This window comes from Citrobacter sp. LJND-P06, assembly GCF_058188415.1.
Genome location: NZ_CP187317.1, coordinates 1,061,942 through 1,076,385, shown reverse-complemented (window position 1 = coordinate 1,076,385; position 14,444 = coordinate 1,061,942). Strand labels below are relative to the sequence as shown.

General features: G+C 51.9%; 17 protein-coding genes. 13 read left to right on the top strand and 4 right to left on the bottom strand.

The genetic code is table 11. From position 1 onward, the window contains the following. The first annotated feature begins 15 nt into the window (after positions 1-15). Positions 16-708: a DNA-binding transcriptional regulator CsiR gene (gene csiR / locus ACO7SM_RS05175; RefSeq protein ID WP_490469980.1), complete on the top strand. Its 693-nt coding sequence runs from the start codon at positions 16-18 to the stop codon at positions 706-708. Between the two features lie 265 nt (positions 709-973). Here csiR and ACO7SM_RS05170 read toward each other — a convergent pair whose 3' ends face one another. Beyond that, positions 974-1,132 carry a YqaE/Pmp3 family membrane protein gene (locus ACO7SM_RS05170; protein WP_192613185.1) on the bottom strand — a complete coding sequence of 53 codons (159 nt, stop codon included), beginning with the start codon at positions 1,130-1,132 and terminating at the stop codon, positions 974-976. A gap of 183 nt (positions 1,133-1,315) precedes the next feature. Here ACO7SM_RS05170 and ACO7SM_RS05165 point away from each other — a divergent pair, with 183 nt between their 5' ends. Beyond that, complete coding sequence (locus ACO7SM_RS05165; protein ID WP_490469979.1) at positions 1,316-1,615, top strand: ArsR/SmtB family transcription factor; 300 nt, start codon at positions 1,316-1,318, stop codon at positions 1,613-1,615. Between the two features lie 9 nt (positions 1,616-1,624). After that, positions 1,625-2,176, top strand: a complete 552-nt coding sequence (locus tag ACO7SM_RS05160; RefSeq protein WP_490469978.1) for a rhodanese family protein — start codon at positions 1,625-1,627, stop codon at positions 2,174-2,176. A 70-nt stretch (positions 2,177-2,246) separates the two neighbouring features. Here ACO7SM_RS05160 and stpA read toward each other — a convergent pair whose 3' ends face one another. Continuing rightward, a complete protein-coding gene (gene stpA / locus ACO7SM_RS05155) occupies positions 2,247-2,648 on the bottom strand; it encodes a DNA-binding protein StpA (protein WP_490469977.1) in 402 nt (133 codons plus the stop codon). Positions 2,649-3,342: 694 nt separating this feature from the next. On the opposite strand from stpA, the gene alaE reads away from it, so the two are divergent. Next, complete coding sequence (gene alaE / locus ACO7SM_RS05150) at positions 3,343-3,780, top strand: L-alanine exporter AlaE (protein WP_490469976.1); 438 nt, start codon at positions 3,343-3,345, stop codon at positions 3,778-3,780. Between the two features lie 156 nt (positions 3,781-3,936). Here the strand turns inward: alaE and ACO7SM_RS05145 are convergent, their stop codons facing one another. After that, positions 3,937-4,293 carry a DUF2002 family protein gene (locus ACO7SM_RS05145; protein ID WP_192613190.1) on the bottom strand — a complete coding sequence of 119 codons (357 nt, stop codon included), beginning with the start codon at positions 4,291-4,293 and terminating at the stop codon, positions 3,937-3,939. Between the two features lie 161 nt (positions 4,294-4,454). On the opposite strand from ACO7SM_RS05145, the gene ACO7SM_RS05140 reads away from it, so the two are divergent. Next, entirely contained in the window at positions 4,455-4,781 is a 327-nt protein-coding gene (locus tag ACO7SM_RS05140) for an ElaB/YgaM/YqjD family protein (protein ID WP_192613191.1), read from the top strand. Between the two features lie 50 nt (positions 4,782-4,831). Here ACO7SM_RS05140 and pdxR read toward each other — a convergent pair whose 3' ends face one another. Further along, positions 4,832-6,169, bottom strand: coding sequence for a MocR-like pyridoxine biosynthesis transcription factor PdxR (gene pdxR / locus ACO7SM_RS05135; RefSeq protein WP_490470867.1), 1,338 nt, complete (start codon positions 6,167-6,169; stop codon positions 4,832-4,834). A 91-nt stretch (positions 6,170-6,260) separates the two neighbouring features. Between pdxR and ACO7SM_RS05130 the strand changes: the two genes are divergently transcribed. The 8 genes from ACO7SM_RS05130 to proX all read left to right on the top strand — a co-directional run bounded on the left by ACO7SM_RS05130 (position 6,261) and on the right by proX (position 14,379). Next, positions 6,261-6,692: a carboxymuconolactone decarboxylase family protein gene (locus ACO7SM_RS05130; RefSeq protein WP_490469975.1), complete on the top strand. Its 432-nt coding sequence runs from the start codon at positions 6,261-6,263 to the stop codon at positions 6,690-6,692. 284 nt (positions 6,693-6,976) lie between these two features. After that, positions 6,977-7,213 (top strand): glutaredoxin-like protein NrdH, encoded by a 237-nt coding sequence (nrdH, locus tag ACO7SM_RS05125; protein WP_490469974.1) that lies wholly within the window; start codon positions 6,977-6,979, stop codon positions 7,211-7,213. Beyond that, the gene (gene nrdI, locus ACO7SM_RS05120; RefSeq protein WP_490469973.1) at positions 7,210-7,620 is read left to right on the top strand and encodes a class Ib ribonucleoside-diphosphate reductase assembly flavoprotein NrdI; all 411 of its coding nucleotides are present in this window, start codon (positions 7,210-7,212) and stop codon (positions 7,618-7,620) included. The genes nrdH and nrdI overlap by 4 nt, the downstream gene beginning before the upstream one ends. Beyond that, on the top strand, positions 7,593-9,737 hold the full coding sequence (gene nrdE, locus ACO7SM_RS05115; RefSeq protein ID WP_490469972.1) for a class 1b ribonucleoside-diphosphate reductase subunit alpha: 2,145 nt from the start codon (positions 7,593-7,595) through the stop codon (positions 9,735-9,737). The genes nrdI and nrdE overlap by 28 nt, the downstream gene beginning before the upstream one ends. 10 nt (positions 9,738-9,747) lie before the next feature. Beyond that, the gene (nrdF, locus tag ACO7SM_RS05110) at positions 9,748-10,707 is read left to right on the top strand and encodes a class 1b ribonucleoside-diphosphate reductase subunit beta (protein WP_490469971.1); all 960 of its coding nucleotides are present in this window, start codon (positions 9,748-9,750) and stop codon (positions 10,705-10,707) included. Positions 10,708-11,063: 356 nt separating this feature from the next. After that, complete coding sequence (gene proV / locus ACO7SM_RS05105) at positions 11,064-12,266, top strand: glycine betaine/L-proline ABC transporter ATP-binding protein ProV (RefSeq protein ID WP_490469970.1); 1,203 nt, start codon at positions 11,064-11,066, stop codon at positions 12,264-12,266. After that, positions 12,259-13,314, top strand: a complete 1,056-nt coding sequence (proW, locus tag ACO7SM_RS05100) for a glycine betaine/L-proline ABC transporter permease ProW (RefSeq protein WP_490469969.1) — start codon at positions 12,259-12,261, stop codon at positions 13,312-13,314. The genes proV and proW overlap by 8 nt, the downstream gene beginning before the upstream one ends. A gap of 69 nt (positions 13,315-13,383) precedes the next feature. Then, positions 13,384-14,379: a glycine betaine/L-proline ABC transporter substrate-binding protein ProX gene (gene proX / locus ACO7SM_RS05095; RefSeq protein WP_490469968.1), complete on the top strand. Its 996-nt coding sequence runs from the start codon at positions 13,384-13,386 to the stop codon at positions 14,377-14,379. The last annotated feature ends 65 nt before the right edge of the window (positions 14,380-14,444 follow it).

Below are 14,444 nucleotides of genomic sequence, written 5' to 3'. Positions count from 1 at the left end.
TCAGGAGTCGCACCCATGACCGCCACTTCTCAGCCGACGGCCATCGATGGATACCACTGGCTTAAAAATGACATCATTCGCGGTATTTATCAGCCCGATGAAAAACTGCGCATGAGTTTACTGACGTCGCGCTATGAACTTGGCGTGGGGCCGCTACGAGAAGCCCTTTCCCAACTGGTGGCGGAACAACTGGTGACCGTGGTCAATCAGAAAGGCTACCGTGTGGCACCGATGTCCGGGCAGGAACTGCTCGATATATTTGATGCCCGCGCCAATACGGAAGCCATGCTGGTTCGACTGGCTATCGAGCGCGGAGACGACGCGTGGGAAGCCGAAATCCTCGCCAGAGCGCATATGCTGAATAAACTGGAATCAAGCGACGCCAGTGAAGGCATGCTGGATGAGTGGGATCAACGTCATCAGGCATTTCATTCCGCCATCGTCGCCGGATGCGGTTCGCATTATCTGCTGCAAATGCGTGAACGCCTGTTTGATCTTGCGGCGCGCTATCGATTTATCTGGCTGCGTGAAACGGTGTTGTCGGTCGAAATGCTGGAGGATAAACACATCCAGCACCAGACGCTCACCGAGGCGATTCTGGCGCGAGATGCACAACGCGCCAGCGAGTTAATGCGCCAGCACTTACTGACGCCGATTCCGATTATTCAACAGGCGATGTCCGGCAAGCTCCAGCAAGAGCAGGCCTGAGGAAATTGTCTGATGGCGCTTCGCTTATCAGACCTACAAGCATCTGTAATCGGTTGAAATTGAAAATAATCGTAGGCCGGGAAAGCGAAGCGCCCCCGGAAAAAATGCAGGCACAAGCGGTATATCAGGTCTGTCAGGTTATTAATAACGTGCGTCCTGAGGAAATTGTCTGATGGCGCTTCGCTTATCAGACCTACAAACATCTGTAATTTGTTGAAATTGAAAATAATCGTAGGCCGGGCAAGCGAAGCGCCCCCGGCAAAAATCAGTCGCGCGTTTGGATCCAGAAAGCATGGATAAGGCCTGGGATGTAGCCCAATAGCGTCAAAATGATGTTCAGGATAAATGCCCAGCCGAATCCTTTCCCCAGCAGCACGCCAAGCGGGGGAAGAAGGATGGTAATCACGATTCGCCAGAAACCCATACACACTCCAAAAAAGTAAAATTACTCATTGTTTAAAAAAGAGATTTTCTCTCTAAGCGTAGTCAGTTTAGCCGACTCTGCCAATTTCCCCCTTTTCTTTTACCCTCTTTTACGCTCTTGACGCTGGCATACTGTTGCTCATTATTTTAGAATTACCTTAATTTAGGAAATGCTTAAATAATCATGACTGAACTCGAACAACTCCAGGCCAGCGCCGAACAGGCTGCCGCCCTGCTAAAAGCCATGAGCAATCCCAAACGGTTGTTGATTTTGTGCATGCTCTGCGGCTCGCCAGGCACCAGTGCTGGCGAACTGGCGCGGGCGACAGGACTCAGCCCTTCTGCCACGTCGCAACATCTGGCGCGTATGCGCGAAGAAGGGCTTATCGACAGCCAGCGGGATGCCCAGCGTATTCTTTACTTCATTAAAAATGCGGCGGTAAGTTCACTTATCGCCACATTGAAAACCCTGTATTGCCCCTAAGGAGCCACTATGACAAGCGGGACGATTTCCCCACGCGAGGCGCAGGCGCTCATTGCGCAGGGCGCGAACCTGATTGATATCCGTGATGCCGATGAGTATCTGCATGAACATATTCCAGATGCCCATCTGGTTCCCCTCTCCACCCTTGAACAGGGGACATTTCCCGACCGCCTGCGCGGGGAGTGCATTATCTTTCATTGTCAGTCAGGGCGGCGCACGCAAAACAATATCGCCAGACTGCAGGCGGTTGCAGCTCCGGCAAAAGTCTGGCTACTGGAAGGCGGTATTGATGGCTGGAAAGCGGCGTCGTTACCCGTCGCACGAGACACATCGCAGCCCTTGCCGCTTATGCGTCAGGTGCAGATTGCCGCTGGCGGGCTGATTTTGCTCGGGGTTGTGTTGGGATATGCGGTGAGTCAGGGCTTTTTCTTGTTGAGCGGTTTTGTCGGCGCAGGACTGATGCTGGCCGGATTTACCGGTTTTTGTGGGATGGCGCGTCTGCTCGATAAAATGCCCTGGAACCGTCGCGCGCATTCAGAACCCGAAAAATCAGGCCTGTAATGCAGAGTCCGGTTTTCGGTAATAAACCGGAGGCAGTGTCATACTGCCATCCGGCATATCACGACCCGAATTAAATCAGGAAATCATCCAGAGATTTGCCGGCTGCCAGCGCCTGAGCAATCGGCTTAGGCGTACGCCCCTGCCCGGTCCAGGTTTTTGTTTCGCCATTAAAATCAACAAAACGGTATTTTGCCGGACGCGGTTGACGTTTTTTCGTAACGCCAGGCGCCGCAGATTGCATTCCCAGCAAATCTTCCGGGTTAATGCCGTCCGCTTTCATCAGTTCGAGAAAAGTATTAATTTTCTCTTGCTGCTCTGCCTGTTGACGCTGCTGCTGTTCTTCTTCTTCACGTCTTTCTTTAGTGACAACCCTGAATTTTTCGAGCATTTCTTCAAGAACGTCAATGGAGAATTCGCGAGCCATTGCACGCAACGTACGAATATTATTTAAGTTCTGTAACATCAAATTCATAATAATAAAAACCTTTTAACGCAGAAAGCCAAAAACAGTATTACAGAAAGAAGTGTATTCGATAATTAATGATATTTCCAGACCCAGGCGCGTTGAAGAATATTATGAAATGTCACTTTATAATGATTATTTATCAAACACCCTCAATGAATATATTGGTTCAGGATTGGAAATTGTGAATAAATAAAAATATAGAGTTGCCTGTGGCGTGGCAGACAATCCGCGAAAAATAAGCGACTGACGGAGGATATCACGCATTTGACGCTGAATAAAAATGAATAGAAATTGATAAAAAGTGAATAATAAACCACGCCATTGAAATGGAATTTTATGCTGCCGAATTAGCGCGTACAGCATTAAACATGCTGGCAAGGCAAAAACTGCCTGCGCCGCCGAATTCTCTGTCGAATCTGATACATTTCACAATGACCCTCAAAAAAACCGAAAAGACAAGCCTCTATAACAATTTGATTTAAAATACATTTTCTGAAAATGGTCACCGAAAATCCCGAAATGTACAAAAAACAGACCATCACAGAGCATTTTATCGACAAAAAGCGTGTAAATAAAAATTTTACACTAATTGCTAGTTATTATATAGAGATATACTCTATGCGAAAGCGAAAAGACTTCGCTAATTCACTACATGGCAGTATTTGACGACGATTAATCCCCTTTAACAAGGAGCATTAACATGTTCTCACCGCAGTCACGCTTGCGTCATGCTGTCGCTGACACGTTCGCGATGGTTGTTTACTGTTCTGTCGTGAACATGTTGATCGAGATATTCCTCTCCGGAATGACCTTTGAACAGTCACTTTCATCCAGACTGGTGGCGATACCGGTTAACATCCTTATCGCATGGCCGTATGGAATGTACCGGGATCTGTTCATGCGCGTTTCGCGCAAGGCAAGTTCGGCTGGATGGGCGAAAAACCTGGCGGATATTCTGGCGTATGTGACTTTCCAGTCGCCGGTTTATATCGCTATTTTGCTGACAGTTGGCGCAGACTGGCATCAGATCACCGCAGCCGTGAGTTCGAATATCGTGGTATCAATGCTGATGGGGGCAGTCTACGGGTATTTTCTCGATTACTGCCGTCGCCTGTTTAAGGTCAGCAGCTACGCCTGAGTCATCACTGGCGACTGGCTCCGCCAGTCGCTTTATACCCGTAATACTTCACGTTGCATGTGCTGCGGTTACGTTCGCTCCCGTTACTGATTTTAGTAAGCGCCAGGAAATTCCCTTGCTTACCGCCTTCCTGCAACGCGAATTATATGGCGTATATTAGTTTGCGTTCAGTTTCGCCTCGCCAAACAATCCATTTAAATAACGCTCCAGCGCAATACGCGAGCTAAATCCGTGTGGAATACCGTAATGCTCGTGCGTCTCACCCGCTAAATACAGTGGAAATTGCTGGTAGTGATCGCAGGTTTTAATATCCGTTGCAGGCTCTGCCAGCGAAGAGCTTCGTTCTTTTAATGTTGGATGAATCACTAATGCGGTTCGTCCCATACGCGCTTCTCGATTCACGTAGACATAATTTTCGCCACGTCGATAACCGTACGCTTTTTGTGTCACTACATCGACGGTAAAGCCTACTTTTTCAAGTACGCGCGCCACCTCATCAGGTCGTAAATACATATATTATCCTCGTCATCTTTTACCGCGGCCTAACCATACCTGATTCAGCATTAGCAGCGCTTTCAGAAAAGTCCATAAACATACGAATACAGCGTGATGAACATCGGAAGATAAAATTATGGTCTACACTGAAAAGCACATCGAAATCAATGGAGGATCATATGTTTAATAGACCCAACCGAAACGACGTAGATGAAGATGTACAGGATATTCATGACGATGCCAGCCGATTAGCTGACAGCCTGGAAGAAGTGCTTAAGTCCTGGGGGAGTGACGCCAAAGACGAAGCGGAGGACGCACGACGCAGAGCGCAGGCTTTGCTGAGAGAGACTCGCGCACGTATGCATGGCCGCACTCGCGTCCAACAGGCAGCCCGGGACGCCATTGGCTGCGCGGATACTTTCGTACGCGACAAACCCTGGTGCAGCGTGGGCACCGCAGCGGCGGTCGGTATTTTTCTCGGCGCGCTACTGAGTCGGCGTCGCTAACAGGCCGGTGTGCCGGATGATGGCGCCAAAACGTCTTATCCGGCATTGCTTCACGACTCTATCGCCTGTCTGAGCTGTTGGGCGACCTGTTTCGCCATCGCGGCGGAGGTAATATTGGTAAACGACAGCAGCAATCCGCCCTGCGCTTCTTCCCTTATTCGCCAGCGGCTCAACGCTTGAACCGCCAGTCCGGCACGATTCGCCTTCTCTACCAGAGCAATGTCATCACCCTCAACTGAAATCACCATCTGGATGCCCCCTTCCTGCTCCACCACGCGAAAGCCCTGTTCCGTTAACGCCTCTTCTATCCAGTGACGGCGCCCGGCGTAATGCTGACGCATCTTTTTTAAATGTCGCCAGAAGTGGCCGTCGCGAATGAAATCCGCCAATGTCTGCTGCCATAACACCGGCACGCTGCTGGCCATCAATGCCGCCTGCTCACGAAATCGCGCGACCTGATTCATCGGCACCACCAGCCATGCCGTGCGTAGCGCCGGAAAGAGTGACTTGCTGAACGTTCCGGCATACACCACACGCTGCGGCGCATCCAGACTTTTTAGCGGAGGCAACGGCTTACCGTGATAGCGGAACTCACTGTCATAGTCATCCTCGATAATCCACGCCTGTGAACTGGCGGCCCACTCCAGTAACTGATGGCGACGCGCCAATGACAGCGCCACGCCCAGCGGACTTTGATGCGCGGGCGTTAGCAGGACAAATCGCGCCTGTGGGTAATGATGGATCCCCGCCGATACCTCCAGACCATCGCTATCGACCGGCACGGGCAACAGTTCAACACGCTCCTGCTCGATAACCGGGCGAATCAGAGGAAAACCGGGGTCTTCCACCCACATGCCGTCCCCCGGCTGTGCCAGCGCCCGTAGGATAAGCATCATTGAGGATGCATAGCCGGACGTCACAAACACCTGCTCCGGCTGACACTCAATACTGCGCGATACCCGCAGGTAATCGACAATCGCCTGACGCAGCACGGCTTCGCCGCATACCTCGCCCAGCGCCAGGTCATAACGTGTCTGAGTACGCAGACGGCGTCCCATCACACGCGCCCATATTTCACGCGGGAAGAGATCCAGCGCGGGTAATCCCATCTGAAAAGGCTGCGGCGTCTGGCTTTCTCCGGCAAAAACCGCCGGTGCGGCATGGGGTTTTTCTAAACGCAAATGCCCACTGACAAACGTTCCGGCTTGCCCACGCCGCTCCAGCCAGCCCTGAGCCACCAGCTCACCGTACGCATTTTCTACCGTTGAGCGAGAGATACCCAACTCCTGCGCCCACGTGCGGCTGGAAGGCAACCGTGCGCCAGGTTTGAGTTCACCGTGTTCAATGGCATTTTTTAACTGACGGGCGATGTTCTGATAGCGCGGAATCATTATGGTCTGCTTTTTATGTAAAAATATGGCCCTCTTTGACAGTCCATTATAGTGCTACAGTGCAGTCATTGAAACGAGGAGAAACACCATGACAACATTACGCCAGCCCTATTATGAACTTAGCCCTGAAGTCTATAACGCTCTGGTTCAGGCCAAAAAAGCCCTGGAAAACAGCGCGCTGGATACCACGCTGATGGAGTTGATTTATCTGCGCATTTCTCAAATCAATGGCTGCGCGTTTTGCCTTGAGATGCACAGCAAAGCGCTGCGTAAATCCGGCGTTGAGCAGACCAAACTGGATGCGCTGGCTGGCTGGCGGGTAAGTCACCGTTTCAGTGAACAGGAGCGCGCAGCGCTGGCCTGGGCTGAATCCGTCACGGATATTGTCGGCACCCGCGCCGAAGATGACGTTTATCTGCCGTTGCTCGACCATTTTAGCGCCAGAGAGATAAGCGATCTGACCTTTGCGATTGGCCTGATGAACTGCTTTAACCGTCTGGCAGTAAGCATGCGGATGTAATTTTTGTTGCTGATTAGATGCCTGATGGCGCTAGCGCTTATCAGACTTACCGTTGTGCGCATGTCCCAGGCCGGATAACACGTTTTCGTCGCTATCCGGCTATTCCCCGCCAATAACGCCCCTTCCCCGCTGAACGCTTCAGTGGGGCGTAATCAATCTAAATTTCCCATATCTTGTGTGGTTGAATCCTTTTACAACTACATCTAGTATTTATTTTATCGCAATACACACAACCCGACGCCTGCCTTCGCGCCGTCCCCTCATTTTAAATGGAAATACGAATCATGCGCATAACTATTTACACTCGAGATAATTGCGTTCAGTGCCACGCCACGAAACGGGCGATGGAAAGCCGTGGCTTTGATTTTGAGATGGTGAACGTCGACAAGCTTCCAGATGCGGCGAAAACCCTGCGTGCCCAGGGTTTTCGCCAGTTGCCGGTCGTGGTTGCCGGGGAAACAAGCTGGTCTGGATTTCGCCCCGATATGATCAACCGCCTGCGCGCCGAACCCCACGCATGAGCCAGCTCGTCTACTTCTCCAGCAGTTCCGAAAATACGCATCGCTTTATGCTGCGTTTAGGGTTGCCTGCCATCCGTATCCCGCTTGATGAGCGGGAACGCGTTCGCGTGGACGAACCTTACCTTCTGGTGGTGCCCTCTTATGGCGGTGGAGGCACTGCGGGCGCGGTACCCCGACAGGTGATCCGCTTTTTAAACGATGAACATAACCGGGCGTTAATTCGCGGCGTTATTGCCGCCGGCAATCGCAATTTCGGTGAAGCGTATGGCCGCGCCGGAGACGTTATTTCCCATAAATGCGGCGTGCCCTGCCTGTATCGCTTTGAGCTGATGGGAACGCCAGACGATATCGAGAATGTCCTAAAAGGAGTGAACGAATTTTGGCAACGACTACCGCAGAACGCGTGACGCCGACAACCACGGATTATCACGCCCTGAATGCCATGCTGAATCTGTATGACGAAGCGGGCCATATTCAGTTCGACAAAGACCGCCAGGCGATAGAGGTGTTCATTACCACGCATGTGAAGCCCAATTCCGTGGCGTTTGCCAGCCAGGATGCGCGGCTGGATTATCTGTTACGTGAAGGTTATTACGATGACCACGTGCTCAGCCGCTACGACCGCGCGTTCGTGGTGTCGCTGTTTGCGCGGGCGCACGCGAGCGGTTTTCGTTTCCAGACGTTCCTCGGCGCATGGAAGTACTACACCAGCTACACGTTGAAAACCTTTGACGGTAAACGCTATCTGGAAGACGCTGAAGACCGCGTCACTATGGTGGCGCTGACGCTGGCGCAGGGCGACGAAACGCTGGCGATTCAGCTTGCCGATGAAATGCTCTCCGGTCGCTTTCAGCCTGCGACACCGACCTTTTTAAACTGCGGGAAGCGCCAGCGGGGTGAACTGGTTTCCTGTTTTCTGCTGCGCATTGAAGACAACATGGAGTCGATTGGGCGGGCGGTAAACTCGGCGCTTCAGTTGTCTAAACGCGGTGGCGGCGTGGCGTTTTTGCTCTCTAATTTGCGCGAAGTCGGTGCGCCGATTAAGCGTATTGAAAACCAGTCCTCGGGGGTGATCCCGATAATGAAAATGCTGGAAGATGCGTTCTCTTATGCCAATCAGCTTGGCGCGCGCCAGGGGGCAGGCGCGGTCTGGCTGCACGCGCATCATCCGGATATTCTGCGTTTTCTCGATACCAAACGTGAAAATGCCGACGAAAAAATCCGTATCAAAACGTTGTCGCTCGGCGTGGTGATCCCGGATATCACGTTCGAGCTTGCTAAAGATAACGCCGAAATGGCGCTGTTCTCACCCTATGACGTGGAGCGTATTTACGGTAAGCCGTTTGGCGATATTGCGGTTAGCGAGCTGTACCATGAGCTGGTTGGGGACGAGCGCATCCGTAAAAAAACCATTAACGCCCGCGACTTTTTCCAGCGCCTTGCGGAGATCCAGTTTGAGTCCGGCTATCCGTACATCATGTACGAAGACACGGTCAATCGCGCCAGCCCCATTGCCGGGCGTATTAATATGAGCAACCTGTGCTCGGAGATATTGCAGGTCAACAGCGCATCCACCTATGACGAAAACCTGGATTACGCGGACATCGGCCACGACATCTCCTGTAATCTCGGATCGCTGAACATTGCCCACACCATGGACTCCCCCCATTTTGGCCGCACGGTGGAAATTGCCGTTCGCGGTCTGACGGCGGTATCGGAGATGAGCCATATTCGTAGCGTCCCTTCGATTGACGCGGGCAACGCCGCCTCACACGCCATCGGGCTTGGGCAAATGAACCTGCACGGCTATCTGGCGCGGGAGGGGATTGCGTATGGTTCGCCGGAGGGACTGGATTTCACCAATCTCTATTTCTATACCGTCACCTGGCATGCGCTGCATACCTCGATGTTGCTGGCGCGCGAACGCGGTAAAACCTTCGCCGGATTTACCCAATCCCGCTATGCCAGCGGCGACTATTTTGCGCAGTATCTGCACGGCGACTGGCAGCCAAAAACCGAGAAAGTCCGGGCGCTGTTTGCCCGCGCGGGTGTCATCTTACCGACCCGGGAAATGTGGTTGCAACTGCGTGATGATGTGATGCGCTACGGTATCTATAACCAGAATATACAGGCGGTGCCACCGACCGGTTCTATCTCCTATATCAACCATGCAACGTCCAGCATTCATCCCATTGTGTCAAAAGTGGAGATCCGCAAGGAAGGTAAAACCGGGCGCGTTTACTACCCGGCGCCATTTATGACCAACGCGAATCTGGAGATGTACCAGGACGCCTATGAGATTGGCCCGCAGAAAATTATCGATACCTATGCCGAAGCCACAAAGCATGTGGATCAAGGGCTATCGCTGACGCTGTTTTTCCCCGATACCGCGACCACCCGCGATATTAACAAAGCGCAGATCTACGCCTGGCGCAAAGGCATCAAAACACTCTATTACATCCGACTACGCCAGAGGGCGCTGGAAGGGACTGAAATTGAAGGTTGCGTATCTTGCGCGCTGTAAGGAGAACGAAGTGAAACTATCACGTATCAGCGCCATTAACTGGAACCAAATCCAGGACGAAAAAGACCTGGAAGTGTGGAATCGCCTGACCAGCAATTTTTGGCTGCCCGAGAAGGTGCCGCTGTCTAACGATACGCCAGCCTGGCAATCACTGAGCGCTGTTGAACAACAACTGACTATTCGCGTCTTCACCGGCTTAACCTTGCTCGACACTATTCAGAATATCGCGGGCGCGCCTTCGCTGATGGCGGATTCGTTGACCCCGCATGAAGACGCGGTGCTATCGAATATCAGCTTTATGGAAGCCGTACATGCCCGCTCATACAGTTCTGTCTTCTCTACGCTGTGTCAGACCAAAGAGGTCAACGCCGCCTATGCCTGGAGTGAGCGCAACGAACCGTTACAGCGTAAAGCAGACATTATCCTGGCCTGTTACGCGGGCGAGGAACCGCTAAAGAAGAAAATTGCCAGCGTATTTCTGGAATCATTTCTGTTTTACTCCGGCTTCTGGCTGCCGATGTATTTTTCCAGCCGCGGCAAGCTGACCAACACCGCCGACCTGATCCGCCTGATCATCCGTGATGAAGCGGTTCACGGCTATTATATTGGCTATAAGTACCAGAAAGGACTGGAGAAAGCCTCACAATCGGAACGTGAATCGCTGAAGGATTTTGCCCTTGAACTGCTGATGGAACTGTATGACAACGAAGTCCGTTATACGCGAGAATTGTACGCAGAAACCGGCTGGGTCGAAGAGGTCAACGCCTTCCTTTGCTACAACGCCAATAAGGCCTTAATGAATCTGGGATATGACACATTGTTTCCGGCAGAAATGGCCAACGTTAATCCGGCAATTCTCGCCGCGCTGTCACCCAATGCCGATGAAAATCATGATTTCTTTTCTGGGTCGGGATCATCCTATGTCATGGGCAAATCGGTAGAAACCAAAGACGAAGACTGGCGTTTCTGATAATGGCTATTGACGTAAATATCGCGATGATATTTGCGTTAATATTTTTACCGCGATCACATTTTTGTCATTCAAATATTATTGTGTGATCTACACTCATTATCTTCTGTCTTATCCGCCTGAATCCTGACAATTCAGGCGCATTTCAAATGTCCCTTACAAAAAATATCACCACATCATCATTGGCGCTCAGCCCTTATATCACGGGAAATCCTGCCGAATGGCATTCCATTGCATTAACATCATTAACAAATTCAGGGTTGTCTCAGATTCTCAGTATGTTAGGGTAGAAAAAGGTGACTATTTCTATCAGGTAACATATTGACATATATAAATAACAGGAAACAATCTATTGCATGGCAATTAAATTAGAAGTTAAAAACCTCTATAAGATATTTGGTGAGCATCCACAGCGAGCTTTCAAATATATTGAAAAAGGACTTTCGAAAGAGCAGATTCTGGATAAAACGGGGCTATCGCTTGGCGTTAAAGACGCCAGTCTGGCCATTGAAGAAGGCGAGATATTTGTCATCATGGGATTATCCGGTTCGGGTAAATCCACAATGGTACGCCTTCTCAATCGCCTGATTGAACCCACCCGCGGGCAAGTTCTGATTGACGGTGTCGATATTGCAAAAATATCTGATGCAGAACTTCGCGAGGTGCGCAGAAAAAAGATTGCGATGGTGTTCCAGTCATTTGCATTAATGCCGCACATGACCGTGCTGGACAATACAGCATTCGGCATGGAATTAGCCGGTATTGCTGCGAATGAACGTCGGGAAAAAGCGCTCGATGCGTTACGCCAGGTCGGACTGGAGAATTATGCTCACGGCTACCCGGATGAACTTTCCGGGGGCATGCGTCAGCGTGTCGGTCTCGCCCGCGCATTAGCCATCAATCCTGACATCTTATTAATGGATGAAGCCTTCTCGGCCCTCGATCCATTAATTCGTACTGAGATGCAGGATGAACTGGTAAAACTGCAAGCGAAACATCAACGCACCGTGGTCTTTATTTCCCACGATCTGGATGAAGCGATGCGTATTGGCGACAGGATTGCCATTATGCAAAATGGCGAAGTCGTACAGGTCGGAACGCCGGATGAAATTCTGAATAATCCGGCGAATGATTATGTCCGCACCTTCTTCCGCGGCGTTGATATTAGCCAGGTGTTTAGCGCCAAAGATATTGCCCGTCGTAGTCCCGTGGGATTAATTCGTAAAACCCCAGGATTCGGCCCACGTTCTGCGCTGAAATTATTACAGGATGAAGACCGCGAATTTGGCTACGTCATTGAACGCGGAAATAAGTATGTCGGCGTGGTGTCAATTGACTCCTTAAAATCGGCATTAAGCCAGGCGCAAAACATTGATGCGGCATTGATCGAACAGCCGTTAGCCGTAGATGCGCAAACCCCACTTAGCGAATTGCTTTCTCATGTTGGTCAGGCGCCCTGTGCAGTACCGGTCGTCGATGAGGAACAACAGTATGTCGGCATCATTTCGAAGCGCATGCTGCTACAGGCTTTAGATCGCGAGGGGGCAAACAATGGCTGATCAAACCAATCCGTGGGATACCGCACCGGCAGCAGAGAGCGCCGCACAATCGGCAGATGCCTGGGGCAGCGCGCCGGCCAACAGCGGCGGTGCCGACTGGCTGAACAGCGCGCCTGCGCCAGCGCCGGAACATTTTAATATTATGGATCCCTTTCATAAGACGCTGATCCCATTGGATAGCTGGGTCACAGAAGGGATCGACTGGGTTGTTACCCATTTCCGTCCGCTCTTCCAGGGCATCCGTGTCCCGGTGGATTACATTCTCAACGGTTTCCAGCAATTGCTGCTGGGGATGCCTGCGCCGGTGGCAATTATCCTTTTCGCCTTGATAGCCTGGCAGATTTCCGGGGTCGGGATGGGCGTCGCAACGCTGATTTCGCTGATTGCTATTGGCGCGATCGGTGCCTGGTCGCAGGCGATGATTACGCTCGCGCTGGTGCTCACCGCGCTGCTGTTCTGCGTCATTATCGGGTTACCGATGGGCATTTGGCTGGCGCGCAGTCCGCGGGCGGCAAAAATTGTTCGTCCACTGCTGGATGCCATGCAGACCACACCGGCGTTCGTCTATCTGGTGCCGATTGTGATGCTGTTTGGTATCGGGAACGTGCCGGGCGTGGTGGTGACGATTATCTTTGCCTTGCCGCCGATAGTGCGTCTGACCATTCTGGGGATCAACCAGGTGCCCGCGGATCTGATCGAGGCTTCGCGCTCATTTGGCGCCAGCCCGCGCCAGATGTTGTTTAAAGTACAGCTACCGCTGGCAATGCCCACCATTATGGCAGGCGTCAACCAGACGCTGATGCTCGCGCTCTCCATGGTCGTTATCGCCTCCATGATTGCCGTCGGCGGACTGGGCCAGATGGTTCTGCGCGGTATCGGTCGTCTCGATATGGGGCTGGCCACCGTCGGTGGGGTGGGTATCGTAATCCTCGCCATCATTCTGGATCGTCTGACACAAGCCGTGGGGCGCGACTCGCGCAGCCGTGGCAACCGCCGCTGGTATAACACCGGCCCTGTTGGGCTTTTTACCCGCCCTTTCATCAAGTAATTCACCGGTTGCCCGGAAGCCGCGATGCTTGCCGGGCCTCAGTGTCCCTCCAATAATTAAGGAACAACGATGCGACAGCACATTCTTTTTGCCACAGCGTTTGCCACCCTTGTCTCTACCAGCGCTTTCGCTGCCGACCTGCCGGGCAAAGGCATTACCGTACAACCGGTGCAAAGCACTATCACTGAAGAAACATTCCAGACGTTGCTGGTCAGCCGCGCGCTGGAAAATCTCGGTTATACCGTCAACAAACCGAGTGAAGTCGACTACAACGTGGGCTATACCTCCATTGCCTCTGGCGACGCCACGTTTACCGCCGTGAACTGGCAGCCGCTGCATGATGATATGTACGCCGCTGCGGGTGGCGACAAGAAGTTCTATCGCGAAGGGGTATTTGTTACCGGAGCTGCCCAGGGTTATCTGATAGACAAAAAAACCGCCGAACAGTACAACATCACCAATATCGCGCAATTGAAAGATCCGAAAATTGCCAAAGTCTTTGATACCAATGGCGACGGCAAAGCGGACATGATGGGCTGTTCACCGGGCTGGGGCTGTGAAGCCGTAATCAATCACCAGAACAAAGCCTTTGATCTGGAAAAAACCGTCGATGTCAGCCACGGTAATTATGCCGCGATGATGGCCGACACCATTACCCGTTTTAAAGAAGGCAAACCGGTGCTTTATTACACCTGGACGCCGTACTGGGTGAGCGACGTGATGAAGCCAGGTAAAGATGTGGTCTGGTTACAGGTGCCCTTCTCTTCCCTGCCTGGCGAGCAAAAAGATATCGACACCAAATTGCCGAATGGCGCTAACTACGGCTTCCCGGTGAACACGATGCACATCGTCGCGAATAAAGCCTGGGCAGAGAAAAACCCGGCGGCGGCGAAACTGTTTGCCCTCATGAAACTGCCGCTGGCGGACATTAACGCCCAGAACGCCATGATGCATGAAGGCAAAGCCTCTGAAGCCGACGTTCAGGGTCACGTTGATGGCTGGATCAAAGCTCACCAGCAGCAGTTTGACGGCTGGGTGAAAGAAGCGCTGGCCGCGCAGAAGTAATATCAGCTCTGTGCCTGATGGCAAGATGTCATCAGGCACAATTCCCCTTTTTCCTAAACCGCACA

Bases quoted from the DNA above. Each gene is read 5' to 3' on its own strand.
- csiR (WP_490469980.1), top strand. From the start codon at position 16: ATGACCGCCACTTCTCAGCCGACGGCCATCGATGGATACCACTGGCTT.
- ACO7SM_RS05170 (WP_192613185.1), bottom strand. From the start codon at position 1,132: ATGGGTTTCTGGCGAATCGTGATTACCATCCTTCTTCCCCCGCTTGGC.
- ACO7SM_RS05165 (WP_490469979.1), top strand. From the start codon at position 1,316: ATGACTGAACTCGAACAACTCCAGGCCAGCGCCGAACAGGCTGCCGCC.
- ACO7SM_RS05160 (WP_490469978.1), top strand. From the start codon at position 1,625: ATGACAAGCGGGACGATTTCCCCACGCGAGGCGCAGGCGCTCATTGCG.
- stpA (WP_490469977.1), bottom strand. From the start codon at position 2,648: ATGAATTTGATGTTACAGAACTTAAATAATATTCGTACGTTGCGTGCA.
- alaE (WP_490469976.1), top strand. From the start codon at position 3,343: ATGTTCTCACCGCAGTCACGCTTGCGTCATGCTGTCGCTGACACGTTC.
- ACO7SM_RS05145 (WP_192613190.1), bottom strand. From the start codon at position 4,293: ATGTATTTACGACCTGATGAGGTGGCGCGCGTACTTGAAAAAGTAGGC.
- ACO7SM_RS05140 (WP_192613191.1), top strand. From the start codon at position 4,455: ATGTTTAATAGACCCAACCGAAACGACGTAGATGAAGATGTACAGGAT.
- ACO7SM_RS05130 (WP_490469975.1), top strand. From the start codon at position 6,261: ATGACAACATTACGCCAGCCCTATTATGAACTTAGCCCTGAAGTCTAT.
- nrdH (WP_490469974.1), top strand. From the start codon at position 6,977: ATGCGCATAACTATTTACACTCGAGATAATTGCGTTCAGTGCCACGCC.
- nrdI (WP_490469973.1), top strand. From the start codon at position 7,210: ATGAGCCAGCTCGTCTACTTCTCCAGCAGTTCCGAAAATACGCATCGC.
- proV (WP_490469970.1), top strand. From the start codon at position 11,064: ATGGCAATTAAATTAGAAGTTAAAAACCTCTATAAGATATTTGGTGAG.
- proW (WP_490469969.1), top strand. From the start codon at position 12,259: ATGGCTGATCAAACCAATCCGTGGGATACCGCACCGGCAGCAGAGAGC.
- proX (WP_490469968.1), top strand. From the start codon at position 13,384: ATGCGACAGCACATTCTTTTTGCCACAGCGTTTGCCACCCTTGTCTCT.